This is a genomic window from Microbulbifer sp. MLAF003 (assembly GCF_030012965.1).
GTDB lineage: Bacteria > Pseudomonadota > Gammaproteobacteria > Pseudomonadales > Cellvibrionaceae > Microbulbifer > Microbulbifer variabilis.
In genome coordinates this window covers 1,140,812-1,167,486 of sequence record NZ_CP120232.1, presented here as the reverse complement: position 1 = coordinate 1,167,486, position 26,675 = coordinate 1,140,812, and the positions used below count along the sequence as shown (strand labels likewise).

The window sequence follows — 26,675 nt, the reverse complement described above, 5'->3', positions numbered from 1 at the left end:
CAATTCATATCTAACAAATCTTCAGAAAAGAAACTTAACTTTTTAAAAAAGAAGCTGAACATTCTTCAAGTTTAAATATCAAAGAGCATCAGCATGAGGTACGCAGAACTCTTTTGCCAAAGCAACTTTTCTTTTTTGCAGGGTGCATCACATCCCTGGGAATTGATACAGGAGGCTTACAATCTAGGTTATTCAGCACTAGCAATAACTGATGAGTGTTCCCTCTCCGGTATAGTTCGCGCTTATAAGGAACTTAAAAACATCAATCTTTCCCAAGAGAATTCAAAAGACAGAAAAAAACGGGAAACGCCCTTCAAACTTATTTGTGGAAGTTATTTTCGCCTTCAAGATGGCGGAAAGGCCGTTCTACTTGCCCCAAACAAAAGTGCCTATAGTGAACTCTGCCAACTTATCTCCACTTCTCGATTAAGAGCAGAGAAAGGCCAGTATAAAACTTTTCAGGAAGACTTACTTAAAATCTGCAGCGAGACTATTGCAATCTGGTTGCCAGAACCTGAAAAAGTCAGCATACCCGAGCCTATCAAGCAACACTTTGATGGCCGGCTATATATTGCTTACAGCAACCTTTTAAATGCAGATAGTAATAAACTGGCACAGGATCTTGCCCAGCTATCAAAGCAAGAGAACATTCCCCTTGTCGCCACCAATGCCATTTTGATGCACTGTCGCAGCAGAAAGCCCTTACAGGATGTACTCAATGCCAATTTTCACAACTGCACCCTGAATGAACTTGGATACCAACTCCAACAGAATGCTGAGCGCTACTTACGCAGTCTTGAAGATATTGAAAGACTTTACCCTGAAGAGGCTATCTATAGAACTATAGCTATCGTAGAGCAGTGCAGCTTCTGTCTCAGTGAACTCCGCTACCAATACCCCTCTGAAGTTATCCCAAAAGATAAATCTCCAGCCTGCTATTTACGGGAACTGGTAAAGCTGGGCCGAAAATTTCGCTGGCCTAAAGGACCGGAAGAACGTATTGATATATTGATCGAAAAAGAGCTATCCATGATCGCCGAACTGGAGTATGAGCACTACTTCCTCACAATTTACGATATTGTCCAGTTCGCAAGAGATAAGAATATCCTCTATCAGGGGCGAGGATCTGCCGCTAATTCAGTTGTTTGCTACTGCCTTTTTATTACTGAAATTGACCCACATAAAATCGGCCTTTTGTTTGAACGTTTTATCTCTCGTGAGCGCAATGAGCCACCAGATATCGATGTAGACTTCGAGCACGAAAGACGCGAGGAAGTCATCCAGTATATTTACCAAAAATACGGTCGAGACAGGGCCGGTCTTGCCGCCAGTAAGATTACTTACCGTTTTAAAAGTGCCCTTAGGGATATTGGTAAAGCGCTTGGTATAGGTTCAGCCACCATAGAACAACTTATTGCGGAGCGTGCCTGGTGGGACTCACTCGATGAATTCCCAAAACAGATGCAAAAGGTCGGCATAGACCCAAACAGCACCACTGGTAAAAACCTACCTCTGCTATTGCAGCAGATATATGGATTCCCGAGACACCTTTCCCAACACGTAGGAGGCTTCGTTATTACCGAGCAGCCACTTTATCAGCTGGTTCCTATTGAAAATGCTGCAATGGAAGACCGCACCCTGGTGCAGTGGGATAAAGAGGATATTGAAGACTTAAAATTGATGAAGGTAGATGTGCTCGCGTTGGGTATGCTGACCGCCCTGCGCAAATCCCTGAGCTATATTTCACTCTATGGCCCCAAACTACGTTTGCAGGATATCCCGGCTGAAGATCCGCAAGTGTACGAAATGATATGCCGCGCAGATACCGTCGGGGTTTTTCAAATAGAATCCCGCGCGCAAATGAGTATGTTACCCAGGCTACAACCCTGCAGCTTCTATGAACTCACCATTGAAATCGCCATAGTTCGCCCAGGACCAATCCAGGGTGGCATGGTACACCCCTACCTGAAACGTAAGCAGGGTCTGGAAGCCGTCAGCTACCCCCATGAAAGCTTACGACCAGTATTAGAGCGTACCCTCGGCGTACCGATCTTCCAGGAACAGGTTATCCAGCTCTCCATGGTTGCTGCAGGCTTCAGCGGGGGTGAGGCAGATGAATTACGCCGTGCTATGGCCAGCTGGGGAAAAAATGGAGATCTCTATAAATTTAAAGACAAGTTGGTTAAAGGTATGCTGGAGAATGGCTATAGGGCTGACTTTGCCGAACAGCTGTTTAACCAAATGAAAGGCTTCGGATCTTATGGCTTCCCCGAGTCACATTCCGCCAGCTTTGCCCTCTTGGCTTATTTTTCTGCCTGGATTAAGTTTCATCACCCAGCTGCTTTTTATTGCGGCCTGCTCAATAGCCAGCCTATGGGGTTTTATGCACCGGCACAGCTTGTTTACGATGCGCAAAGGCATGGAGTAAAGGTGCTGCCTATTGATGTACTTTACAGCTACTGGGATCATCACCTGGAACCTCGAGAGCAATCGAAATTTTTTCATAATAAACCAGACATTATTCACCCATCCCTTCGTTTGGGGATGCGCTTGATTAAGGGCCTGAAGAAAACCGCGGCAAAAGCTATTATCAAGCTTAGGGGAAAGCAAAGGCTGCACTCAATAATTCAGCTTAAACAATGTTACGAACTGGATAATGAACAAATTACCTTTTTGGCAAAAGCCAATGCTTTCCAAAGTTTTGCACAAAATCGTTTTCAAGATAGCTGGCTATCCCTGGGAGATGTACAAGACACTCACCGGGACAATTACCAGACACACTATATAGTAAAAGATGCCACCGATAGCGACTATACCAGCACAGGGCTAAGTTTAAATGAACATCCGATTGCCCAACTACGTCGGAAGAAGCAATTTGAACACTGCATTCGCGCAAAAGACCTTACTCTTTGTAAAAACGAACAATATATCACTTTCGTTGGTATGGTTACCTGCCGACAACGACCTGGAAGTGCCACAGGTATCATTTTTTTAACCTTAGAGGACGAGACAGGGAGCGCCAATATAATTATCCACAAACAGCAACAGGTACGGTATAAAAGAGAGGTTACGCGCGGGAATATTTTAGTGGTAAGCGGGAAGTTACAATTGGTCAAAGACCCTGACAACTTAAACTACCAAACCATTCACCTGATTGGCTATAGGCTTACCTGTCTCAGCTATAAATCCAGCCAGAAAACAAGAAACTTTCACTAAATCCCACTCTTGTATACATGAGCATTCATATCTGTATGATTATGTTCTGGGCAAGCACTCAACACCTAACTGAATAATTCACCAAGATTATATGCTGCCGATAAAATAAGACTAACTAAAGTTAGATCTTAGTAATCCGACAAAATCAGTGGCGCTCCATTCCCCCAAAATCTTGGGCCGCGGACTTGCTCCTGTTGTCCCGCCTGCTGAACAAGGTATTTCCCTGCAAGATCTACAAACACAATTAAGCAAATAGCGCACAAGAATCGCACAGCAACGCTGACCGACTGATTTACTCTCAGAACTTTATGGCCTTCTAGATTAGCCCCTCCTAAGAGCAGCCCCATAAACAAAAAGAACAGCACCTGAGGTGCAGGCATCACAAAAACCCCACTGAAAAGGGAATAAAAAGATGCCGCACACAAGGCATAAAGTAAGGCGGCCTGAATATCTTTTTTTGTACTATCGCCATCACCCTTAAGCTGCTGATAAGAAGTCCAACACACCCAAAGTATGGCAGCCACCGCCGAAAGCGTAGCAATAGCCCCCCATTCATATAAAAACTGCAGAATGCTATTATGGGGATGCCCAAAAAAATAAACAAAGTCTGGAATGTGTAAGCGCCCACCCCATTACCGAAAAAGATATTCAAAGTTGAAAGTTTGCTTAACAACTCCCACCAAATAGCTAGGCGTCCGGAGGTACTGGTACGGAAAATATGACCCACATTACCCAGCCACTCCAAAATCAGGAAGTACGCCATATAAGCAAAAGCACATACAATCAAACCATATAGAATTTGACGGCGCCAAGGCTTAAGAAAAACAAACGACAGCAACCCAGTTACAATAATCGACAACAGCAACCCTCTGGCGCCGCTAGCGAAGGCCAACAGAAAATTAGCAAATAAGAATAAATACGCCAGACTATAAAACTTTGTTCTTGAAGCAAATATCAGCAGAAGCGGAATAATAAAAACCTGCACCTGATTAAAAAAACGGATATTACCAAAAGAAGAAAATATCATTCCCGCACGCAAAGACTCACTTACAAAAACTTCAAACCCCAAATCAAGTAGGCCTTTAAAGACTACCATTCCATGGACGAGCAAATAAATGCCCAAAAGCCTTTGAGTCAGACCTGCCTTGGCGATATAAATGCCAACAAAAAAACCGAGGGCAACATCAACCAGTGGAGACCCTCTAAAATAGAATGGTATTTATTATCAGAAAAGACCGCGGAGCCAAATATAAAAAAGCAGGAAGTCAGCCAGGGCAGAACCAATCCTCTAAGATTGAGAGTCTTGGAGACTCCAACCCTGTATTCTCTAAAAAAACCAATAGGGTCGCAATCCCTATCAATACTATCTGCACAAACCTCTTATAATTGTAATAACCCGAGCCGAGATCCAATATCAAAAGGTGGAGAGGATTAATGGTTAGAAAAAACCATAATGAACAAATGGCAATACAAAACCAACCATATTTACTCTCACGACAGAAATCAGTTCCATGCACGGTAGAAACTGAATCACGAGCAGGTAATATTTTATAAAGCTGTGCCATTATTATTTTTAATACTATCTGCTAGTGCAAGGCAGCCAACAGCAAAGAGTTCTTTATTAGCAGGATTTTCAAATAAAAATGGACCACTAAAGTGGTCCATTTTTCAATAAAGCAGTCAGTCTTTACTGTATATTAAGAAGCATTGCGACATTCTGCTGGAACGTATTTCTGGTTAGCTTCAGGAACACTACCACATGCCCAATTTACACTACCAGTGGCTTCAACGGTCGGTTTTAATTTAAAAGAAACGCTCTTAGCTGCAGCACCCATAGTTACAGTGATTTCTCCACTAGAACATGCCAATGAGGCTACATCACCTACTGCAGTAGTAAATGTATTTACCCCATTACAGGTAGAAGCATCCAAAGTACCTGTGCCCGCATTAGCTATATTCTCGGCAATTGTGGCTTTAGCGGCAGATGCCAAGCCAATACCTTCAGAAACACGTGCACGCACTGTGTAATCCTGGTAAGCCGGCAGTGCTACCGCCGCCAAAATACCAATGATCGCTACCACGATCATCAATTCAATCAGTGTAAAACCCTGTTGCTTTTTCATTGTAACCGTCTCCATACAGACTTTTAAATAATGGTGAATCCCGTGAGGAAGTCCCGGAACAAGATACAAGGACTGTGCCAAGTTTGGCAAGCTGTAAGGAAAATTAAGAGTTGTCAGTGAGTAACCCATCACTTCCCACTAGAAAGTGCGTAGTGCTATAGCATTACCGCTGACAGCAGATGCCCAGTTATGACAAAATTTGTCATCTTCTGTATGTGTATGTACTTATCAGGGCCTTGCATGATACTCATAGTGATGTTTGGCTCGCGCCCGGTAATTCGCTATATTTTACCTTCCTTCTTTTTATACGCCTGGGTTTACACAGGGCGGGCAATAAACTGGCCCATTCTCAATACTTGGCCCAAGGTAATTTTAGCGGCAGCGTAATCAATGACAACTTCCTCCCTTAGCGGCCTGGCCAAACGCCTGGTCGCAGATCAGGTTCTCGATGAATCGACGGCAACTTCTGCCATAAAAGCTGCGCGCAGGGAGAACCAGACCTTTGCCCAGCATGCCGTGGAGGCCAAGCTGGTCAAAAGCCGCGAGCTGGCCAATATCGCCTCCCAGGCCTTTGGTACCCCCTTGTTTGACCTGGGTGGCTATAACTTCGACCTGATCCCCAAGGATGTTGTCGATGAGAAATTAATCAGCAAGCACTTCGCACTACCACTATACAAACGCGGCAACCGCCTGTTTATCGCCGTGGCAGACCCCACCAACCTGGCCGGCCTGGATGAGATAAACTTCAATACCGGCCTAAGCACCGACGCGGTATTGGTTGAGGCGGATAAACTGGCCAAGGCCATTGAAAACTATCTGTCCGACAGCGGTGATATGGGTGCCGGCCTGGAGGGTATGGACGATGAAGAGCTGGATGCTCTGGATGTTGGTGGAGATGAGAAAAGCGAGGCCGATGATAATGACCCCGGCGGAGATGAGGCCCCTGTTGTGCGTTTTGTCAACAAGGTACTGCTCGACGCAATACGATCGGGTGCTTCAGATATCCATTTCGAACCCTATGAAAAATCCTACCGGGTCCGGTTCCGTACTGATGGCGTACTCCACGAGGTAGCCAAACCTCCTATCCAGCTCGCACCCCGCCTCTCAGCCCGCCTGAAAGTAATGTCCAAAATGGATATTTCCGAGCGGCGTATTCCACAGGATGGCCGTATCAAAATGAAGCTGTCCAAAACCAAGGCGATCGATTTCCGGGTTAACAGTTTGCCTACGCTTTGGGGAGAAAAAATCGTTCTGCGTATTCTGGACCCCTCTTCTGCCAAACTGGGAATTGATGCGCTCGGCTATGAAGATGAGCAAAAGCAAATCTATATGGACGCCCTGGCCCAACCTCAGGGAATGATCTTAGTAACCGGCCCCACAGGTTCAGGCAAGACCGTATCCCTTTATACTGGCCTTAACATCTTAAATACCGCAGAGCGCAATATATCCACAGCGGAAGATCCAGTGGAGATTAATCTGGAGGGCATCAATCAGGTCAATGTACACCCCAAGGTAGGGCTTAACTTTGCCGAGGCATTGCGATCTTTCCTAAGGCAAGATCCAGATATTGTTATGGTGGGGGAGATTCGGGACTTGGAAACCGCGGAAATTGCAATCAAGGCTGCGCAAACCGGTCACCTGGTGCTCTCCACGCTACATACCAACTCAGCTCCTGAAACCTTGACACGCCTCATGAACATGGGGGTTCCCACTTTTAACATCGCCACTTCTGTCAGTGTAATTATTGCACAGCGATTGGCACGACGTCTGTGTAATGAGTGCAAGAAACCGGTGACATTGCCATCAGAGGTCTTGGAGGCGGAAGGTTTCGCTACGGTTACAATTCCTAAAAGTGAGTGGGCGATTTTCCAGCCCGTTGGTTGCGAGCATTGCTCCAAGGGCTACAAAGGACGCGTTGGCGTGTATGAAGTGGTTCGCATCACCGATGGCATCTCCAGAATTATAATGGAGGGCGGCAATTCGATTCAGATTGCGGACCAGGCCCGCGAAGAGGGCTTTAATAATCTGAGGATATCGGCACTGCGCAAAGTTGTGATGGGTGTCACCAGCCTGGAAGAGGCAAACAGGGTGACCAAAGATTAGCCCTTTACGACTAGTGAAAACCTATTTGTCCTAAACAGCACAGCTCTGGAACCTGAATTTTATTTTGATCAAAATTAGTTCCAGTACCCGAGAATTAGCATCTATTTTCGAAAGAGACATTAGAGCGAGTTAATTAACATACACTACTTCAACTTTTCGGATCTTCGCCCAGTTGAAGCTCTACACTCACGAACAATAGAGTTAAGAAGTACAAGAAATTTCAGGTTTTTCTGAGATAAGAGATAAAAAGCAGGAAAAGCAAATATGGCCAACGCTACAGCAGTTGCATACATCTACAAAGGGGTGGATAGTAAAGGGGCCAAGGTTCAAGGGGAAATAAATGGCACCAGCCCCGCACTGGTAAAAGCCCAATTACGCAAACAAGGTATTATAGCGAACCGGGTACAAAAAAACCAAAGCCCCTGTTTGGCGCTGGCAAAAAGAAAGTAAAGCCTGCAGATATCGCTCTATTCACCCGGCAGATGGCCACTATGATGAAGGCCGGGGTTCCATTGGTGCAAAGCTTTGAAATCGTTGCCGATGGCCTGGATAACCAGGGGGTCAAGGAGCTTATTTTCAAACTCCGTGATGATGTGGCTTCGGGCACTGCATTTGCGGAGGCACTGCGCAAACACCCACTCTACTTTGATGATCTTTTTTGTAACCTGGTAGCCTCTGGTGAGCAATCCGGTGCACTGGAAACTATGCTGGATAGGATTGCTACTTACAAAGAGAAGACGGAATCGCTAAAAGCAAAGATCAAGAAGGCGATGACTTACCCCATCGCGGTAATGGTGGTAGCGATTGTAGTCACCTCAATTCTATTGATTAAAGTTGTCCCCCAATTTGCAGAGACTTTTTCCAGCTTTGGGGCAGATCTGCCCGCCTTTACCCAGCTGGTAGTAGGCATGTCCGAATGGATGCAAGCCAATTGGTTTTTTGCGCTGCTCGCTGTAGTAATCAGCATCGGCGGAACTATCGAAGCCAAAAAGCGCAACAGAAAAGTGGCTGAGTTCTTCGACCGCCTAATATTGAAACTGCCCATTCTGGGAACAATCACCTACAACTCCATTTCGGCACGTTTTGCGCGCACACTATCTACTACCTTTGCTGCCGGTGTCCCTCTTATTGATGCCTTAAAGTCTGTGGCTGGTGCTACGGGTAATAGCCTCTATGAGGAGGCAACGCTTAAGATCAGAGACTCTGTAGCTACTGGTATCCCCCTCAATGCGGCACTTCGCTCCTCTGGCCTATATCCGACCATGCTGGTACAAATGGCAGCCATTGGTGAGGAGTCCGGAGCTCTGGACGATATGCTGGGAAAGGCTGCCGACTATTACGAGGAGGCTGTCGACAATATGGTGGACAACCTTACAACTCTTATGGAACCAATGATCATGGCAGTTTTGGGTATTCTGGTTGGCGGCTTGATGATTGCCATGTATCTTCCTATCTTCCAGTTAGGTCAAGTAGTATAAGAAAGAATACGATGCTCGAAACGTTAGCTTCATACCCAGCGCTGCTCCTAAGCAGCGCTTTTATTTTGGGCCTACTTATAGGCAGTTTCCTCAATGTCGTTATTCTGCGCCTGCCAGTAATGATGGAGCGCGAATACAAGCGGGATTTTTACAGCTACTTTGACACAAAACCTGACAAAGCCGAGCAAGAGGAGCTGAATAAACCGTTCAATCTGGTGTTGCCCCACTCCCATTGCCCCAAGTGCAAAACCGAAATCAAACCCTGGCAGAATGTACCGGTAATCAGTTTCTTATTTCTACGTGGTAAATGCGGCTCCTGTGGCACAGCGATTTCCAGACGCTACCCCACGGTGGAACTGATCACAGGGATTCTCACCGCAGTAATTGTGTGGCAACTGGGCTTTACCTGGCAGGCACTGGCTGGCTGTGTGTTTACCTGGGTTTTGATCGCTCTCACCGGCATAGACTTTGATAAACAGCTACTGCCAGACAACCTTACCCTGCCGTTACTCTGGGGGGACTGTTCATCAACCTGTGGGGGGTATTTGCCCCCTGCAAGAAGCCGTGATCGGTGCAATTGCTGGCTACCTGTCACTGTGGCTTGTATTCCATATCTTTAAGCTGGTCACCGGCAAAGAGGGTATGGGAGCTGGGGATTTCAAGATACTCGCCGCTATCGGGGCATGGTTTGGCTGGCAGATATTACCATTGGTGGTAGTACTCTCTGCCGCAGTAGGCGCTATTGCAGGTATTGCTTGGAGCCTGGCCAAAGGGCGAGACCATAGACTACCAATCGCCTTTGGCCCCTATTTGGCTGGAGCGGGCTGGATTGCCATGTTATGGGGAGATCAGATCATCGGTTGGTATTTGAACTTTTCGGGGCTCGCAAACTGAAAACTCTTCTCAGTTAGCTCTAGCAGAGTAAGTGATTTAACATAAACCCGGCCCGGCATTGGCCGGGTTTCTTGTTTATAACCCCAGTTTTTTAGTTCAAGGAGGCAACATATTGTTCCGGGTAGGCTTAACTGGTGGTATTGGCAGTGGAAAATCTGCCGCCGCTGAGTGCTTTCGTGAGCTGGGCATCCATGTGGTAGATGCAGACTGGGCTGCCAGGGTGGTCGTACAGCCCGGCAAGCCGGCACTAGAGAAAATTGCCCAGCATTTCGGCGCTGGGATTTTACTTGAGAATGGCGAACTGAACCGAGCGCAGCTGCGCAGCCTGATTTTTGAGGATACTGAAGAGAGAGCCTGGCTGGAGGGCCTGCTACACCCTCTGATACGGGAGGAGATCCTCGGCTCCCTGGAACAAAGCCCAAGCCAGTATGCGATACTGGAATCGCCCCTTTTAATTGAATCCGGCCAGTACCAGCTGGTGGACAGGATTTGTGTGGTGGATCTGCCAGAGAACTTGCAGGTAGAACGGGCCACTGCAAGGGATAACAATCGCGAAGAGCAGATTCGCAAAATCATGGCGGCACAACTGGGCAGACAGGAACGACTGGATAAAGCCGATGATGTGCTGGACAATTCTGCCGGCCTGGCGGAGCTGCGCGGCCAAGTTGAATTACTGCATCAAAAGTACTTACAAATGGCGGCCACCACTAAACACAACTGAATTAGTAATACTCCAAGTTAATATGTCCAAAAGTAAAGAAACCCCAACCTTAAGCTGCCCCACCTGTAAAAAGCCTGTGGAGTGGAATGATAAGTTTCCATTTAAGCCTTTTTGCAGTGAACGCTGTAAGCTGATTGACTTGGGCGAATGGGCCAACGAAGAGCATAAGATTCCAGGTGAATCTATTTATGATGATGTTCTAAGTGACGACCTGGACCCGACCAAGCAGCGCCGCAACTAAGTTTCGGGCCTAACTGGCCCGAGCTGATTTGTTTGCTGACCTTTAAGAGACTGGCGCAGCGGTTTTAATCGCCTCAATAATCGCCTGGTTGGCATCGGGAAACTGAAAGTTATCCAACTCCTGAACGGCTACCCAGGCAGTCTCTTGCCCTTCCCGACCCATAGCCTCCCCGGTAAACGCCGTTACCTGCCAGGTATCCAGCAAGACTGTTTTTTCTGGATATTCGTGGCGAATTTCCACCAGAGGAGTCAGTTCAGTTATCTCGATTGCCACTTCCTCACGCAGCTCGCGGGAGAGCGCCTGCTGCACACTCTCCCCTTCCTCCACCTTGCCACCGGGGAACTCCCAACGCCCGCCCATATGCAAGTGATCCGGGCGGCGGGCAATCAGGATTTTGCCATCATCACGAGATACAACCCCAACAGCAACATGAATAACACTGGTCACTACAACTTCCTCAGGTACGGTACTCGGCGTTGATGGTGACATACTCATGGGAGAAGTCACAGGTCCAGACATGCTCACTACAGTTGCCACGGCCCAATTCTATTCGAATAGTAAATTCAGGCTTGGAAAATACCTGTTCACCCTGCTCTTCAAGATAATTTACTGAGCGCCCTCCGGCTTCCACCACCTGTACCTGATCCAGGTATATATTGACCTTGGTGGTATCCAGACTTCCCGGGATTGCATTACCAATCGCCATCACCAGGCGCCCCCAATTGGGATCTGAGGCATAGAGCGCGGTTTTTACCAGGGGGATTCGCCAACTTCAAAAGCAACACGCAATGCCTCTGCGCTACTCCCAGCACCCTCAACCTGTACAGTGACAAACTTGGTTGCACCTTCACCGTCTTTAACAACCGCCTTCGCCAGCTCTATGTGCAGCTGGGTAATGGCCCCCATCAGCGCGGAATAAGCCCGATCTTCGCTGTTTTCAATCTGGCTGCCAGTCGCTCCTGTAGCAATAAGCACACACGCATCATTAGTTGAGGTATCCCCATCCACACTGACCCTGTTAAAAGAAGCATTCACCGCTTCCTTAACCATCTTATCAAGCAGAGGTTGTGCAACATGCGCATCTGTAGCGACATAAGCCAACATAGTCGCCATATTTGGCTGGATCATGCCGGAGCCTTTGGCGATACCGACGACAGTAATCTCTTCGCCACCAATCTCCAGGGTTCGGCTCGCTGTTTTTGGGTGAGTGTCCGTGGTCATAATGGCCTTCGCAGCACCGTCCCATCCACTATCTGACAGCTGCTCGGCAGCACGGGGAATCGCATCCAGCAAACGCTGGAGCGGCAGATGTTCACCAATCACACCAGTACTGAATGGCAGCACTTGCTCAGCACGGATATTGATCGCCCTGGCCACGGCCTCACAGCAGGCCTGGGCATCACTAAGCCCTCGACTCCCGGTGGCCGCATTGGCATTGCCCGCATTGATCAGCAAAGCGCGCACGTTTCCTTTGGAAATATGTTCCTTCGCCACAACCACAGGCGCTGCGCAGAAAGAGTTCTGGGTAAAAGTGGCTGAAACCGAGGCCTCTTTAGAGATTTCGATCAAAAGCAAATCGTCACGCTGCCAGTCCTTTATTCGAGCTGGAACACTGGCGAGGCGGACCCCTTTAACTGGGGGGAGTAATGGGCTAGACATAACAGTAAGACTTTTGCGCCAACTGGGAGCAAGCGCTCTCGGAGGCCAGTAGTGATTAAAAGAGCGTCATTATTAAAGCGTAACGAAGATTGGGCAAGATAAATTCAGGACTTAATGCGGATTCAAAGTATCTAGCCGCAGAATATTTTGAAAAGAGATAAAAAAAGACCCCACTCATGGCGGGGTCTTTGCGGGCTAAATGCCTCTATCTACGCGCTAAAACTCGTCCAAGACGTTAGCTTTGCGGAGAGGAAGCCAGCTTGCCGTGGCACTGCTTGTATTTCTTACCGGAACCACAGGGGCAAGGATCGTTACGGCCTACTTTTGGCCCGCGACGCTCAGGTACAGACGCTGCCTGTGGCTGTGGTTCGCTCTCGGGCAAGGCGGAAGCCGCGGCATGCTGCAAGTCCAGTTGTTGCTTGCGCTGCTCTTCCAGGCGCTGCTGCTCCAATTCATCCATTTGCTCGCGGGTCATCGGCTCTACATGGGCGAGGATTCGCACCACTTCGTGCTTGAGGTTTTCCAGCATGCTCTGGAACAGGTGGAAGGACTCACGCTTGAATTCCTGCTTGGGGTTCTTGTTGGCATACGCACGCAGACCGATGCCAGCCCTCAGGTGGTCCATGCTGGAGAGGTGCTCTTTCCACAGCTGGTCCAGCACCTGTAACATAATCTGACGCTCGACTGTCGGCATCAAATTTTCATCACCAGAGGATTCACTGATACGCGTGACCTTGGTTGCATAGGCTTCCTGGGCTGAAGCAATCACTTTCTCGCGCAAGCTCTCCTCATGCAGAGTACGGTCTTCATCCAGCCACTGCTGTACCGGCAACTCGATACCCAGCTCTCCCGCCAGCTGTTTCTCCAGTGCAGGAATATCCCACTGCTCTTCAACACTCTGCGGGGGCACCGAGGCAGAAATGATTTCATTGACAACATCTTCACGAATCGCACCAATGGTGTCACTAATCTGGTCCGCCTCCAGCAACTCATTACGCTGACTGTAAATGACCTGGCGCTGGTCATTGGCCACATCATCGTATTCCAGCAACTGCTTGCGGATATCGAAGTTGCGACCTTCAACGCGACGCTGGGCCTTTTCGATAGCGTTGGAAACCATGCGATGCTCAATAGCCTCACCGCGCTCCATACCCAGCATCTGCATAAAGTTTTTCACCCGGTCAGAGGCGAAAATACGCATCAGATTATCTTCAAGAGACAGGTAGAAACGGGTTACACCCGGGTCACCTTGACGCCCGGCACGACCGCGCAACTGGTTATCGATACGACGGGATTCATGGCGCTCGGTACCGATAATATGTAAGCCACCGGCTTCGATTACCTGGTCATGACGCTTCTGCCAATTTTCTTTTACTGCAGCAATCTCATTCTCTGCCAGCTCACGGCCCTTCTCTTTAGCCTGTTCCGCAGCTTCGGCTTCCCAGTTCCCCCCAGGACAATATCAGTACCACGACCGGCCATATTTGTGGCAATCGTAACTGCACCAGGGCGGCCAGCCTGGGCAATAATCTGCGCTTCGCGCTCATGGTATTTTGCGTTCAGGACCTGGTGCTGGATACCGGCCTTTTGCAGCATGCGCGACATTTCTTCAGAGGTTTCGATAGACGCTGTACCGACAAGGATCGGCGCCTGCTTTTCACGGCAGAACTTCACATCCTCAATGATCGCATCCATCTTCTCTTCTTTGCTCAGGTAGACCAAATCGTTGAGGTCTTCCCGCTGGATATCTTTGTTGGTAGGGATTACTACCACATCCAGACCGTAAATCTGCTGGAATTCGAAGGCTTCGGTATCGGCAGTACCGGTCATACCGGAAAGCTTTGGATAAAAGCGGAATAAATTCTGGAAAGTTGTAGAGGCCAGAGTTTGGCTCTCACTTTGGATCTGAACGTTTTCCTTCGCTTCCAACGCCTGGTGTAAACCTTCAGACAAACGACGGCCTGGCATGGTACGGCCAGTATGCTCATCAATCAGCACCACCTGGCCATTCTGCACGATGTAATCCACATCTTTATTAAACAGTACATGCGCACGCAGAGCCGCGTGAACATGATGCAGCAAGCCCAGGTTACCGGGCGCATAGAGGGACTGATCTTCTTTCATCAGGCCACTGCGGGACAGTAACTCTTCGATCAGCAAATGGCCCTGTTCAGTCAACTCTACCTGGCGAGTCTTCTCGTCTACCGTGTAGTGACCTTCCCCCTCTTCCGCACGCTCAAGCTGAGGAACCAGCTTGTTCATGGCCATATAAAGATGGGAGGAATCCTCCGCGGCACCGGAGATAATCAGCGGCGTACGCGCCTCGTCGATGAGGATCGAGTCTACCTCGTCGACAATCGCAAAGTTTTGCGGGCGCTGGGTGCGATCCTCTTTACGCAACACCATATTGTCACGCAGGTAATCGAATCCGAATTCATTATTGGTGCCGTAAGTAATGTCAGCCTGATATGCAGCTTTCTTATCATCCGGGTGCTGCTGGGAGACAATGACACCCACGCTCATGCCCAGGAATTCGAAGACAGGGCGCATCCAGTTGGCATCCCGGGATGCCAGGTAGTCGTTTACCGTAACAATATGCACACCCTTGCCTTCCAGTGCATTCAGGTAAGCTGGCAGGGTCGCTACCAGTGTCTTACCTTCACCGGTACGCATCTCTGCGATACGGCCTTCATGGAGAGTCATACCACCAATCATCTGCACATCAAAATGACGCATACTCAAGGTGCGACGGCCGGCCTCACGCACCGCAGCGAAAGCCTCCGGTAACAGCTGGTCCAGTGTTTCCCCATCCGCTATGCGCTTTTTAAATTCATCTGTTTTGGCGCGAAGGGCCGTGTCATCAAGCTTCTGGAAATCCTCTTCCAATGCATTGATCTTTTCCACGATCCGTCGCATACGCTTCAGCTCGCGGTCATTTTTTGAACCAAAGACCGATTTAATCAGTTTGCCAATCATTATCTAGAAACCACTTATCTTATGTGCGCTGTCGGCGCCAATTCTGGGCAGATTGTTGCACCGACACTCCTTTATGCGTGGGGTGCAAGTAAACAGGAAGGCGCAACCGCTGGCAACTCTTATGCCAAGCTGCCGGCAATTACGCGTAAAGGAAGAATAGTTGTTATCTGCCTGTGCGGCGGATGTAGCTGGCCGGGTCGACCGTGCGATTATTCTTAAAGATTTCGAAGTGAACATGTGGGCCGGTAGAGCGACCGCTAGAGCCCATCTGGGCAATAACCTGCCCTTTTTTTACCACATCACCGAGGCCAACCTTAAGCTCGCTATTATGGCCATAGCGGGTTGAATAACCATTGCCGTGATTTATTTCTACCAACTGGCCATAGCCATGGCGCTCATCTGCCCAAGTCACCACACCAGCAGCGACGGAAACCACATCGGAGCCCATCTTGCCAGCAAAATCAACACCCTTATGCCAAGTACGGCGCCCAGTGAATGGGTCGGTACGATACCCATAACGGGAAGACATCCAACCCTTGGTGATCGGACGTCCGGCAATAAACTGCTCGTCCTCAAACTTCAGGTTGGCCATCAGGGACTCAAGGGTATTGAGCTGCATCTGGCGATCGTCAACCTGATGCGACAGATCACCAATAACATCGATAAATTCAGGGGGCTGATAGGGAAGTTCAGAAGCGCCAGCAATGCCCGGATCTTCAGGTCCACCTATAGCAGGCGCCGCGCTGAACTCGAACTCACCTTCATCGAGATTGGCGGCCGCAGTGAGTCGCTCACCGAGGGCATCCAGACGGGTAAGGCGGGCCTGCAGCTCAGCCAGCTTCACCGTTAAGGCCACCAGCTGTTCACGTGCCTCCTGATCAGCCTCCGCAATCTCTTCCTGCTGCTTGCGCAGAGCGCGTTCCCAAGCTTTAGCAGTGCGCGCATCAAACAGGTCTGTTTTAGCCACAGGCAGGTTTGCACCGAGAAAAAAGCACCTACCGGAAGGCCGAGCAGGCACAAGCTCAGTAGAGCTTTGCTCAGGCCACCGAAATTGAAACTGCGGGTTGCACCGCGCTCATTGACCAGGATTACTTTCATAGTAAGCGGAAGAAGTTCGACATATTCTAATTTTGATCACCACTGATATGAGACGTTATCTGTACGCTACACCTCATGCCAATCATCTGGCGACTTCAATTAACCCAAGGATACCAGAATTGCCAATAGCTTCTCTGTGAATCAGGCACGTAAAAAAGCCGGCAATGTCGTGCCGGCTTTTCGCGAGAGGATCATACTGCCAGTATTGGCTTTATGTAGGAGATAGGAGCCTCCTGCTCACCCTCAAAGGTCACCATTTCCCAGGCATCCTTCTGGGTCATCAGGTGGCGTAGGGACTTATTATTCAATGAGTGGCCAGATTTGAATGCCTTGAACTCACCAATCAGGCTGGTGCCCAGCAGGTACAGATCACCAATAGCATCGAGAATTTTGTGTTTCACAAATTCGTCTTCGTATCGTAACCCACCCTCATTCAGAATACGGTACTGGTCGATCACAATAGCATTATCCACTGATCCACCCTGAACCAATCCTTTGGAACGCAGGTATTCAATTTCGTGCATAAAACCAAAGGTGCGTGCCCGGCTCACTTCTTTAACAAAAGAAGTGCTGGAAAAATCTACAGAAGACGTCAGGTTACGCCCCTGGAATACCGGGTGATCAAAGTCGATCGTAAAGGACACTTTGAAGCCGTCAAATGGCAGGAAGCTGGCAACTTTGTCGCCTTCCTCAACTGTAATTGGCTTCTTGATACGCAGGAATTTCTTCGGCGCGGACTGCTCCTGAATACCTGCGGACTGAATCAGAAATACAAACGGGCCTGCACTACCATCCATAATCGGCACTTCCTGGGCAGACAGCTCAACAACCGCATTATCGATGCCGAGTCCAGCCATGGCCGAGAGAAGGTGCTCAACGGTAGCAATACGTACATCACCCTTTACCAGGGTAGTGGAAAGGAGGGTATCCCCAACATTCTCTGCACGGGCCTCTATTTCAACCACCGGGTCCAAGTCGGTTCTACGGAACACGATGCCGGTGTCTACGGGCGCTGGTTTAAGGGTTAGGACAACCTTTTTACCAGTGTGCAGACCTACGCCAGTGGCGCGAATAGCATTCTTAAGCGTGCGCTGTTTGATCATGAAACTATCTTTTCCCAGTCGGTGGTCTACGCCTAATGCGCAGCAAGCCGCCGATATTAGCATAATTGCGACGCCAATACCAATTATGAGGGGGTGGTCACTACAACATCCGCCACCTACCTTAAAGGATAGCCCAAGCAAAGATTGGAGCGCCACATCCTAGTCGCTAAGACAGCATTCTAAGATCTCAAACTCCATGAGCACTGTAAAAAATTGTTAATTATCTTATTTTTTTCGACCTGCCAGTCTAAAAGATTCCCAAGGAAGCCTTATTTAAAAAACTGCTTACACTAAAATCCGAGCAAACTCAGGGTGAGCCGCACCACAGAAGCGACACCCGATCCGGGAATCGGGCGGACATGAGCGGTGTACTGCCACTGTGGTGCCGACACTTAATCTGCCTGGCGGCGGAGGAAGGCTGGAATATCCAGGTACTCCATATCCGCATCAGCAGGATTCAGTGCAGGTGCTGGTCGCTTGGGACGCTCAACCTCTACACGGGGGCGAGGGTCAGTAGCTTCACGGGACACCAGACCAGCTGCGCCATGGCTCTCTCGCATATCGCGGGACTCACGAGGCTCACGCACCTCTCGCGCATCTGCGCGGCGAGCGTTGTCCACCACCTTAGCAGGGCGAACTGCCGGGGTACCCTCCCCCAAACCTGCTGCCACAACGGTTACTCGCATCTCATCTCCGAGCTTGTCATCCACCGCGGTGCCGATCACAACAGTAGCTTCGTCGGAAGCGATTTCCTGAACAATCTCACCAACCTCTGAGTACTCACCCAGAGTCAGCTCCTGACAGCCGGCTTCTTCGCTGCCGGTAATAATATTCACCAGGATACCGCGGGCACCGGACAGATTCACGTTATCCAGTAATGGGCTGCGCACAGCTTTTTCCGCTGCCTCTCGGGCACGGTTTTCACCGATAGCGGAACCGGAGCCCATCATCGCCATGCCCATCTCAGACATAACTGTGCGCACATCGGCAAAGTCCACGTTCATAATACCGGGGCGGATCATCAGATCAGCAATACCCTGTACCGCACCAAGTAAAACATTGTCAGCCTCTTTGTAGGCAGACTTCATAGTGATCTTGCTGCCCAATACTTCCAGCAAGCGATCATTAGGGATGGTAATCAGGGAGTCGACTTTATCGCGCAGTTCAAGAATACCTTCCTCGGCAACTACAGTGCGCTTACGCCCTTCAATTTTAAAGGGGCGGGTAACAACTGCGACGGTGAGAATACCTAATTCTTTTGCAATTTCAGCAACAATTGGGGCACCACCAGTACCAGTACCACCGCCCATACCTGCGGTGATAAATACCATATCTGCACCTGTCAGAACCTCAGCGATGCGATCGCGATCTTCCAGTGCTGACTGACGGCCAATATCGGGATTGGCTCCAGCACCCAAGCCGCGGGTAATGGTGTTGCCAAGCTGCAGGATTGTTTGCGCCTGAATATCTTTCAGTGCTTGGGCGTCAGTGTTTGCGCAGATAAAGTCCACACCCTCCACGTCGTTGGCCATCATATGCTTAACAGCATTGCCGCCACCGCCGCCGACCCCTATTACCTTGATGACAGGTTTATCCTGTACGCTATCAACTAGCTCGAACATCGCTGTTCCCCTTTCTTGCTCATGTCGAATTTTACAGCCACGCCTAAAAAAATCCCTTATGGGACGGCTAATTCTGGTTGCACGCTATTACAAATTACCGCGAAACCAGTGCTTTACTTTATCCCACCACGGATTATCGTTACGCGCAGGCTGCATTCTGCCCTCTGCAGCCTCTTCCTGCTGCATCGCATACATCAATAATCCAACTCCAGTGGAGTAAATTGGATTGCTCACAATATCAGTCAATCCAGAAATTCCCTGAGGTACTGCAAGCCTCACCGGCATATGAAAAATTTCCTCAGCCAGCTCAACTGCACCCTCCATTTTTGAAGAGCCTCCAGTCAAAACTACACCTGCTGCGCACAGGTCCTCAAAACCACTGCGACGTAATTCTGCTTGAACCAAAGTAAACAGTTCGTCGTAACGCGGTTCCACGACTTCAGCCAACGCCTGCCGAGACAAATCCCTGGGCGCTCTATCCCCAACGCTCGGCACCTTGATGGTCTCACCTTCCCGCGCAAGCTTTGCCAGGGCGCAGGCATATTTAATTTTCAGATCTTCTGCATGCGGTGTCGGAGTACGTAAGGCCATAGCAATATCATTGGTGACCTGATCTCCCGCAATGGGAATGACACCCGTATGGCGAATCGAGCCACCGGTAAAGACTGCAATATCAGTGGTGCCACCACCGATATCCACCATGCACACTCCCAGCTCTTTTTCATCTTCAGTCAGTACGGCATAACTGGAGGCCAATTGCTCCAAAATGACATCCTCAACCTCAAGGCCACAGCGACGGATACATTTCTCAATATTTTGAGCTGCATTAACAGCACCGCTGACAAGATGTACTTTCGCTTCCAGTCGCACGCCAGACATACCCAGCGGCTCCTTCACTCCTTCCTGGTTATCAATCAGGTACTCCTGAGGCAGTGTATGTAGAATTTTCTGGTCAGCAGGAATAGCCACTGCCCGAGCCGCATCAATTACCCTATCGAGATCCTGCTGGGTTACTTCCCGGTCTTTAATGGCAACAATACCGTGGGAATTGAGACTGCGAATATGGCTGCCGGCAATCCCGGCATAAACTGAGTGAATCTCGCAACCAGCCATTAACTCTGCTTCTTCTACTGCGCGTTGAATGGACTGCACCGTTGACTCAATATTGACTACTACACCCTTTTTCATTCCGGTGGAACGGTGGGAGCCTATACCGACAATATTGAGTTCACCATTCGCCGAGACCTCACCGACAATGGCGACTACTTTAGATGTGCCGATATCCAGTCCTACAATCATGCGCTGATCGGATACTTGTGTCATTTTTGTTCCAACCTCGCTCGGCTGCGTCCAGGGTCTGTTTATTCATTCCACCTGGATACAAGCTTCGCCTTTAAACTTTACTTTCAACAGCAGCTCTCGCTGCATCCCTGTTTACTTTTCTTCGTTCTTCCACTGAACCGCAACCGCGTTACCATAACGGGTATCCACCCCCGCTATCTTATGTAAATGCGGCGCGAGCAAGCCACGACTCAGGAAAAGGAAGCGGTTAACCCGCTCCAGTAACGCATCATGCCCGAGTTTTAATTCAATTCCCGACACTAACTCCAGGTGCCAGCCGCCAAGGTCATCAAATGACAAGCGTTTTACTTCCATATCCCGCGTAGTTAAAAGACCCGCGAGAGCCTGGTATTGAGACATAATTTGTCCAACCAGCTCTTCGTCCCCAGCAAGTTCAGGTAATGCACCGAGACGCATATGCGCTGGGCGCGGTAGTAAAGCTCCACTAGCTACCAGTAAGTGCGCTTTACCCCAAACTGCTAATGGCTGAGCCTCTGTCACCTCAACCACAACACCCTTAGGCCAATGACGGCTAATCGACACCGAAGTAATCCAGGGGTTGGCCATTATCGCAGAGCGCATCGCCCGAATATCTGCGGAAAAAAACCAGCCTGGAGATAGGGCAACAAAATTTCTTTTAATTGCTCCTCAGACACCGCATTAAAAGTGCCACGAACCTCAACCTGCTCCAGTGTATCCACTTCACTCAGCTGGATTGCTGGTAGGCGCTGCCACAACCACAATCCTCCACTGCCAAGCCCAATAACCAAGCCTGCCACCAGTAATAACAGCAACCAGGGGCGCCAGTTAATTCTGCCTGTGCTGCCGTCGCCCCCCATGGGGCTAGCTCCGCGAATTGGCTTATCTTTCTTTCGCGTTAGCTTTTTTTTGCAGACCTCACCGTACCTTAAGCCTCGGAAGTCTTCTCGCCCAGGCGCCACTGTGCCAACTTCTGGGACAAAGCTCCGACATTCCCGGCCCCCTGAGTCAAAACTATGTCTCCCGGCTCCAACAAATCCGCCAACACTGGTGGAACCTGATCGATGGTCTCAGCAAATATTGGATCAACTTGACCGCGATTGCGCAGGCTGCGTGCTAAGGTACGACCATCAGCACCTGGGATTGGCGATTCACCCGCGCTATATACATCCAACAAAATTAGTTTGTCCACCTCTGACAGAACCTGAACAAAGTCTTCGAAAAGATCCCGGGTCCGCGTATAGCGATGGGGCTGGTAGATCATTACCAGTCGCCGTTCAGGCCAACCATCACGCACAGTCTTGACCGTCGCAGCAACCTCTCGAGGGTGGTGGCCATAATCGTCCACCAGCATCACTTTTTCTGCGCTACCGTCGTCACTAACTGAGAAATTTCCGTAGATTTGGAAGCGACGCCCCACTCCCTGGAAACCATCCAGCCCTTTGCGGATAGCCTCATCACTGACACCCTCATCAGATGCAACGGCTATCGCTGCAGTAGCATTGAGTACGTTATGGATACCTGGTGTATTGACTGATACCCGCAACAAGTCACCACCAGGGCGCTGGACAGTAAAGTGGCTTCTTAAGGGTTCCTGGTTTACCTCGACGATACGGAAGTCATTGCCCTCAGAAAAACCGTACGTGAGCACTGGGCGCGAAAACTTCGGTATCACTTCCTGCACGTTTGCATCGTCACCACAGACCACGGCAAGACCATAAAATGGCAGGTTGTGAACAAAATCGATAAAGATCTGCTTCACTTTTTCGAAGTCGCCGCCGTAAGTTTCCATATGATCCGCATCAATATTGGTAATTACGGTTACCATAGGCTGCAGGTGAATAAAGGAAGCATCGCTTTCATCCGCCTCAGCAATCAGGTATCGGCTTTCACCCAACGCCGCGTTAGCTCCAGCTGCATTGACCAAACCACCAATAACGAAGGTGGGGTCTTTTTTATCTGCGGCAAAAATCGCAGCAATCAAACTGGTTGTCGTAGTTTTGCCGTGAGTCCCAGCAACAGCAATCCCATAGCGATAGCGCATTAGCTCACCAAGCATCTCTGCCCGACGCACCACCGGAATACGCTTGTTATGGGCAGCAATCAACTCAGGGTTATCCCCATGTACTGCTGACGAATTCACTACAACGTCTACGCCCTGAATATTTGCCTCACTGTGCCCTATCTGCACTTCGACACCGAGTTTACGCAGCCTCTCTGTCACCGGTGACTCACGCAAATCAGAACCGGAAACCTCATAGCCCTGGTTCTGCAATACTTCTGCGATGCCGCTCATTCCAGCACCACCAACCCCAATAAAGTGGATACGGCGGATGCGGCGCATCGCAGGAACAGCGTAACTTTTATCTGCGTTTGTACGCTCAGAAGACATTCTCTTAACCTTCGTCCACTTACTATTAATTATCTGGCCAAAGCCAGTTCTTCACTGCAGGCAGTCACTACCTGCTCAGTCGCATCCGTTTTAGCTGCGCGCCGTGCGGCCTCAGCCATCTCCAGTAGTTTCTTTGGGCTCGAAAGAAGTTCCTGTAACAACATGGAAAGCGCCTGTACATCCATTGCGTTCTGTTGAACCACAATAGCCCCCCCGCACTTTGCAACCACTCCCCATTACGTGTCTGGTGGTCATCAATAGCAAATGGGAAAGGAACCATAATTGCGCCTACTCCTGCGGCGGCAATTTCAGATACAGTTAAAGCACCTGCCCGGCAAATAATCAGATCCGCTGCGCTGTAAGCTTCAGCCATATCTGAAATAAAAGGTACAACCTCAGCTTCTATGCCTGCAGTGCGATACGCTTCCTGAGCCAAGTCCAAGTGGCGCTCGCCCGACTGATGTACTACTTGCGGCCGCAGAGAAATTGGTAATTGAGCTATCGCCCTGGGCACCAGCTCATTAATAGCCACTGCTCCCAGGCTGCCTCCCAGCACCAGCAAGCGCAAAGGTGACTCTGTACCTATACGCAACTGAGGCTCCGGTAAGGAGGCAATCTCACTGCGCACAGGGTTGCCGACCTGTACAGCACCGGGCAGGCCACTGGGAAAAGCTTCTAATACCCTGTTGGCAATTCGGGATAGTAAACGATTAGTAGTCCCCGCCACTGCGTTTTGCTCGTGGATAATCAGCGGAACCCCACAAACCCTTGAAGCCACACCACCAGGGCCTGTCGCGAACCCTCCAAAACCGAGTACCAAGTCTGGCTGTACTTTTTTAATCACTGCGCGCGCCTGAGAAACAGCGCGTATTATCTGTAATGGTGCCTTTAAGAGGGCCAGTTTACCTTTACCACGTACCCCCTCCACTCGAATAAAATGTAGCGGGATATCCGCCTCGGGAATCAAACGCGCTTCTATTCCGCGCTCGGTGCCTAACCATTCAACACTGGCACCCTGATCATGCAAGGCCTTAGCCACCGCCAATGCGGGAAAGACATGCCCTCCGGTACCACCTGCCATTACCAAAAATTTCTTGCCGGGAAAAATCTTTTCGCTCTGGGACATTACACTGCCTCCCCATGGGTCATGGTGCCGCCGGAACGTGCCAGGCCGAACATTGGTAGCTGCCTGAAAAGACCGAGGGCTGCATTACCACCATCTGATTGCGTGTGCAATTCACTGCGAATTCTCAATGCCAATCCAAGTAGCGCACAGCAAATTATTAAACTGCTACCACCGGAACTGACGAAAGGTAAGGTCAGTCCCTTGGTTGGTAATAAACCCGAGGCCACCCCCATATTTACAAAAGCCTGTCCAGCCAACTGCACAGCCATACCAAAGGCCAATAGTGCTGCGAAGAATTTCTGCTGAGTCAAAGCCGTACGTACAAGACACAGTAGCGAGTAGGTCAATGCCACAAAAAGACCAACTACCACCAGGCCGCCAACCATGCCCCATTCCTCGGCAAGGATGGCGAAAATAAAGTCGGTGTGCGCCTCGGGAAGATAAAATAGTTTCTGCACACTATTACCAAGACCCACACCAAACCACTCTCCCCGACCAAAAGCGATTAACGACTGGGTCAACTGGTAGCCACTGGCAAACTGGTCGCCCCAAGGGTCTAAAAATGTCAGTAGTCGCTGCAAGCGGTAGGGACTCGTGAGAGCCATCAAGGCAAGTCCACAGGCCGCTGCCGCTACCAGCAGGAATGTGTGTGGCAACCGAGCCCCACCCAAAAAAACCATTGCAAGCACTGTACCGGAAAGCACTACCACAGAACCAAAGTCCGGCTGTAATAACAGCAATAGTGCAACAGTGCCTAAAATAACCACCGGAACCATAAAACTGCTCCAGTGATGCAACTGCTTGTTACGGCGAGTCAAAAAGCTCGCAAAAAATACCAGCATGCAAAACTTGGCCACTTCGGCAGGCTGGATGGTAATCCCGGCAAGAACCAACCAGCGACGACTACCATTTACTTCACGCCCAATACCCGGCACCAATACGACAATCAGTAACAGGCAGGAAAACAGTAAAAGCGGCCATGACAAGCGCGACCAAATAGCCAACGGAATCTGGCTCACAACCAGTGCCACCACAGCACCTATCGCCAGGAATGCCAAATGCCTCTTAAGGAAATACCAGGGATCCGCATAAATATCACTCGCAAACGCGATAGAAGCAGAAGCGACCATCACCACTCCGATACTGACCAGTGCCAGTACACTGAGCGGCAATAGGGCATCGAGGAAATCTCGCCTATTTGAAGGTGCCGGGAGTTCGTTCATCCGGCCCCCCAGCTTCACAAAGTGCGAGAACCGAATTGCGGAAATCATCGCCTCGGGCTTCAAAATTACGATACATATCAAAACTGGCACAAGCCGGCGACAGCAATACGTAGTCACCATTATGCGCCAACCTTCGAGCCTGAGCGACGGCATCCACCATAGATTCAGCCCGACAAATTTCACACTCGTCTGCAAAACTTTGAGCGACCTTATCGCCATCGGCACCAATAGAAACCATTGCACGCAGTGTATTTACACTGCTGCTCAATGCAGAAAAGTCAGCGCCCTTGCCATCGCCACCAGCAATCAATACTATTTTACGGCTTTCCGTTGCCAGGCCATCCAGCGCCGCCTGGGTTGCGCCCACATTCGTACCTTTGGAGTCATTGACATAAATAACCCCATCCAGGTCGGCCACCCGCTCACATCTATGTGGTAACCCTCGGAAGGTCTTCAGCACTCCAAGCATTGCCTGCATAGGCAATTCAACAGCATTACCCAGTGCGAGCGCTGCGAGAGCATTGGCAACATTGTGCTTGCCCACCATGGCCATTGCTTCTATCGGCAGCAGTCGCTCAGTACCCTGAACCAGCCAACCCTGCCCATCGACAATACGCACACCAAACTGATTAAGATCAGGCTGGTCCAGGCCAAAAGTCCACTCACGTCTCTCTCGTGACAAGGGCCCCTGAGTGAGGGGGTCAGCGCGATTGACAACAAATTGTTCAGCACCGCGATAAACCCGCTGCTTGGCCCGGTGGTACTCCACCATACTGGGGTAGCGGTCCATATGGTCCGCACTCATATTCAAAATCGTGGCGACAGTTGCCGCTAGCGAATAGGTCGTCTCCAATTGGAAACTGGAAAGCTCCAAAACGAACAATTGCGGCAAAGGTTTCTGAAGTAAATCCAATACCGGTACGCCAATATTTCCCCCCACACGCACATCGACACCTGCCGCCTCAGCCATCTTGCCAAGTAAGGTGGTTACCGTGCTTTTGCCATTGGAGCCGGTAATTGCCACTAGCTTTGCGGTAGACTTTTCACGTATAAGCGCTTGGGCAAATAACTCAATATCCCCAATCACGGGAATACCCTCGGCCACAGCTTGTTGCAACACAGGCTCAGCCAGGGCAACGCCTGGGCTGGCAATAATTAAGCTGGCTGCAAGCAGTGTGTCTGGACGTAACGCTCCGGTTTCCACCGGCACTTGCGGATACTCTTTATAAAAAGCATCTAATCCCGACGGCTTTTCACGACTATCGACAACCACAGGTGTGTGACCGTGACGCAGCAGATAGCGCACCACCGATTTTCCGGTAGCGCCAAGACCAATTACCACTTTCTGTTGCGAAGAAGTCGCGATCAGGCTCATTTGTT

Annotated in this window: 19 protein-coding genes and 4 pseudogenes; 8 read left to right on the top strand and 15 right to left on the bottom strand. The window is 49.8% G+C overall.

Going from position 1 to position 26,675, the window contains the following annotated elements; all coding sequences use genetic code 11:
- Positions 1 to 93: 93 nt before the first annotated feature.
- Positions 94 to 3,216 (top strand): error-prone DNA polymerase, encoded by a 3,123-nt coding sequence (locus P3339_RS05625; RefSeq protein ID WP_282952663.1) that lies wholly within the window; start codon positions 94 to 96, stop codon positions 3,214 to 3,216.
- 379 nt (positions 3,217 to 3,595) lie between these two features.
- On the opposite strand, the gene P3339_RS05620 is transcribed toward P3339_RS05625, so the two are convergent.
- On the bottom strand, positions 3,596 to 4,285 hold the full coding sequence (locus P3339_RS05620; protein WP_282952662.1) for a hypothetical protein: 690 nt from the start codon (positions 4,283 to 4,285) through the stop codon (positions 3,596 to 3,598).
- Between the two features lie 30 nt (positions 4,286 to 4,315).
- On the opposite strand from P3339_RS05620, the gene P3339_RS05615 reads away from it, so the two are divergent.
- Positions 4,316 to 4,651, top strand: coding sequence for a hypothetical protein (locus tag P3339_RS05615; protein WP_282952661.1), 336 nt, complete (start codon positions 4,316 to 4,318; stop codon positions 4,649 to 4,651).
- Between the two features lie 262 nt (positions 4,652 to 4,913).
- On the opposite strand, the gene P3339_RS05610 is transcribed toward P3339_RS05615, so the two are convergent.
- Positions 4,914 to 5,339 (bottom strand): pilin, encoded by a 426-nt coding sequence (locus tag P3339_RS05610; RefSeq protein ID WP_282952660.1) that lies wholly within the window; start codon positions 5,337 to 5,339, stop codon positions 4,914 to 4,916.
- A gap of 390 nt (positions 5,340 to 5,729) precedes the next feature.
- On the opposite strand from P3339_RS05610, the gene pilB reads away from it, so the two are divergent.
- The 6 genes and pseudogenes from pilB to yacG all read left to right on the top strand — a co-directional run bounded on the left by pilB (position 5,730) and on the right by yacG (position 10,776).
- Positions 5,730 to 7,442, top strand: coding sequence for a type IV-A pilus assembly ATPase PilB (gene pilB, locus P3339_RS05605; protein WP_020412639.1), 1,713 nt, complete (start codon positions 5,730 to 5,732; stop codon positions 7,440 to 7,442).
- Positions 7,443 to 7,706: 264 nt separating this feature from the next.
- Positions 7,707 to 8,920: pseudogene (locus P3339_RS05600) on the top strand (type II secretion system F family protein).
- 11 nt (positions 8,921 to 8,931) lie between these two features.
- Complete coding sequence (locus P3339_RS05595; RefSeq protein ID WP_353056891.1) at positions 8,932 to 9,540, top strand: prepilin peptidase; 609 nt, start codon at positions 8,932 to 8,934, stop codon at positions 9,538 to 9,540.
- Positions 9,485 to 9,814 (top strand): prepilin peptidase, encoded by a 330-nt coding sequence (locus P3339_RS23360; protein WP_353056890.1) that lies wholly within the window; start codon positions 9,485 to 9,487, stop codon positions 9,812 to 9,814. Before P3339_RS05595 ends, P3339_RS23360 begins: the two co-directional genes overlap by 56 nt.
- A 112-nt stretch (positions 9,815 to 9,926) precedes the next feature.
- On the top strand, positions 9,927 to 10,535 hold the full coding sequence (coaE, locus tag P3339_RS05590) for a dephospho-CoA kinase (RefSeq protein WP_282952659.1): 609 nt from the start codon (positions 9,927 to 9,929) through the stop codon (positions 10,533 to 10,535).
- A 22-nt stretch (positions 10,536 to 10,557) separates the two neighbouring features.
- A complete protein-coding gene (gene yacG, locus P3339_RS05585; protein WP_282952658.1) occupies positions 10,558 to 10,776 on the top strand; it encodes a DNA gyrase inhibitor YacG in 219 nt (72 codons plus the stop codon).
- Positions 10,777 to 10,818: 42 nt separating this feature from the next.
- Here the strand turns inward: yacG and mutT are convergent, their stop codons facing one another.
- The 13 genes and pseudogenes from mutT to murD form a co-directional block, all read right to left on the bottom strand.
- Positions 10,819 to 11,223, bottom strand: a complete 405-nt coding sequence (gene mutT / locus P3339_RS05580) for an 8-oxo-dGTP diphosphatase MutT (protein ID WP_020412634.1) — start codon at positions 11,221 to 11,223, stop codon at positions 10,819 to 10,821.
- Positions 11,224 to 11,233: 10 nt separating this feature from the next.
- A pseudogene (gene argJ / locus P3339_RS05575) lies at positions 11,234 to 12,435 on the bottom strand (bifunctional glutamate N-acetyltransferase/amino-acid acetyltransferase ArgJ).
- Positions 12,436 to 12,670: 235 nt separating this feature from the next.
- Positions 12,671 to 15,411 (bottom strand): annotated as a pseudogene (gene secA, locus P3339_RS05570) (preprotein translocase subunit SecA).
- 163 nt (positions 15,412 to 15,574) lie between these two features.
- Positions 15,575 to 16,509 (bottom strand): annotated as a pseudogene (locus tag P3339_RS05565) (M23 family metallopeptidase).
- A 191-nt stretch (positions 16,510 to 16,700) separates the two neighbouring features.
- Positions 16,701 to 17,612: a UDP-3-O-acyl-N-acetylglucosamine deacetylase gene (gene lpxC / locus P3339_RS05560; protein WP_020412630.1), complete on the bottom strand. Its 912-nt coding sequence runs from the start codon at positions 17,610 to 17,612 to the stop codon at positions 16,701 to 16,703.
- Between the two features lie 392 nt (positions 17,613 to 18,004).
- Entirely contained in the window at positions 18,005 to 19,234 is a 1,230-nt protein-coding gene (gene ftsZ / locus P3339_RS05555) for a cell division protein FtsZ (RefSeq protein ID WP_020412629.1), read from the bottom strand.
- A gap of 87 nt (positions 19,235 to 19,321) precedes the next feature.
- Positions 19,322 to 20,557, bottom strand: a complete 1,236-nt coding sequence (gene ftsA / locus P3339_RS05550) for a cell division protein FtsA (RefSeq protein ID WP_020412628.1) — start codon at positions 20,555 to 20,557, stop codon at positions 19,322 to 19,324.
- A gap of 111 nt (positions 20,558 to 20,668) precedes the next feature.
- On the bottom strand, positions 20,669 to 21,157 hold the full coding sequence (locus tag P3339_RS05545; protein ID WP_282952657.1) for a cell division protein FtsQ/DivIB: 489 nt from the start codon (positions 21,155 to 21,157) through the stop codon (positions 20,669 to 20,671).
- The gene (locus P3339_RS05540; protein ID WP_282952656.1) at positions 21,142 to 21,414 is read right to left on the bottom strand and encodes a hypothetical protein; all 273 of its coding nucleotides are present in this window, start codon (positions 21,412 to 21,414) and stop codon (positions 21,142 to 21,144) included. Before P3339_RS05540 ends, P3339_RS05545 begins: the two co-directional genes overlap by 16 nt.
- A 68-nt stretch (positions 21,415 to 21,482) precedes the next feature.
- Entirely contained in the window at positions 21,483 to 22,946 is a 1,464-nt protein-coding gene (gene murC / locus P3339_RS05535; RefSeq protein ID WP_020412626.1) for a UDP-N-acetylmuramate--L-alanine ligase, read from the bottom strand.
- 67 nt (positions 22,947 to 23,013) lie between these two features.
- Positions 23,014 to 24,072: an undecaprenyldiphospho-muramoylpentapeptide beta-N-acetylglucosaminyltransferase gene (gene murG / locus P3339_RS05530; RefSeq protein WP_282952655.1), complete on the bottom strand. Its 1,059-nt coding sequence runs from the start codon at positions 24,070 to 24,072 to the stop codon at positions 23,014 to 23,016.
- A complete protein-coding gene (gene ftsW / locus P3339_RS05525; protein WP_282952654.1) occupies positions 24,072 to 25,295 on the bottom strand; it encodes a putative lipid II flippase FtsW in 1,224 nt (407 codons plus the stop codon). Before ftsW ends, murG begins: the two co-directional genes overlap by 1 nt.
- Positions 25,267 to 26,670, bottom strand: coding sequence for a UDP-N-acetylmuramoyl-L-alanine--D-glutamate ligase (murD, locus tag P3339_RS05520; protein WP_282952653.1), 1,404 nt, complete (start codon positions 26,668 to 26,670; stop codon positions 25,267 to 25,269). The genes ftsW and murD overlap by 29 nt, the downstream gene beginning before the upstream one ends.
- Positions 26,671 to 26,675: the final 5 nt, after the last annotated feature.